A 1,081-nucleotide genomic window follows, 5' to 3' on the forward strand; every position below is an offset into this window, starting at 1 on the left:
GCAATAAAAAAGCGCCTGAAGTAGGCGCTTTTTTAATAATGTTCAACCACATAGAAACGATAACTTAGTGCGGAGAGATATTAGATAGGCACTGAATGTGAATCGTGATCTCTTCACGGTCATGATACAGATGCTTCGCTTGCAGCTTGAATTTCACCTTGTTCTCAATCAAGAACATTTTTAGATTTTCAAGATCTTGCAGTACTTCATCGTAACGACCTTTCATTGGCAATTTCAGGTTAAAGATGGCTTCTTTCGCCCAACCTTTAAGCAGCCATTGGCCCATAAGATGTGCCACGCGAGCTGGTTTCTCAACCATATCACACACAATCCAAGTCACGTTCTTGCGGTCTGGTTCAAACTTAAAGCCATCCACCATGTGGTGCTTAATTTGACCGGTTTCCATCAAGCTGTCTGCCATCATGCCATTATCAACACAATGAACGAACATAGAACGTTTCACTAATTGGTACGTCCAACCGCCTGGACATGCACCTAAGTCAACGCCCCACATGCCTGGCGCTAAACGCTCATCCCACTCTTCTCGCGGAATAAATACGTGGAAAGCTTCTTCCAGTTTTAGCGTTGAACGGCTTGGTGCGTCTGCTGGGAATTTCAAGCGAGGGATACCCATAAAGAACTGCGAGTTGTTGCCTGGTAGTGAGTAACCCACATAACAATGACCCGGTGCGACAAAACAGATGTGCAGCACTGGCTTCTTCGCGTTGTCTTTATTCCACATCAAACCTTTACCACGCAACGCTTGGCGCATTGGTACGGTGAACTTGCGGCAGAACTTCAATAGCTCTTTTGCTTCGTTCGTGTCTGGCGTTTCGATACGTAGATCGCCACAACGTGGGAACGCTTCAAACTCTGACAGCTCGGCAAGAATTGGGCTGATGCGGTCTTCACTTGGCAGCGCTTCAAATTCAGCCGCTACAGCAAACATCTGACGCGCAAAAATCAATGAGCTAAAGTCTAAGCCTTTAACTAGCTTCTCTGCGTCTCCATCTTGGTAACACTCGAAGACAACATAACCTGAGTTTCTCTTCACACGAGGGAAGCCATACACTTCCAACTG

General features: G+C 46.2%; 1 protein-coding gene. It reads right to left on the reverse strand.

Features of this window, described 5'->3' with window-relative positions; genetic code table 11:
• Positions 1 to 64 precede the first annotated feature (64 nt).
• On the reverse strand, positions 65 to 1,081 hold a 1,017-nt coding region (gene rlmM, locus R7E42_RS25350; RefSeq protein ID WP_318073285.1), incomplete at its 5' end, for a 23S rRNA (cytidine(2498)-2'-O)-methyltransferase RlmM.

The sequence above is a fragment of the Vibrio sp. Vb1337 genome (assembly GCF_033338715.1).
GTDB classification, from domain to species: Bacteria; Pseudomonadota; Gammaproteobacteria; order Enterobacterales; family Vibrionaceae; genus Vibrio; species Vibrio alginolyticus.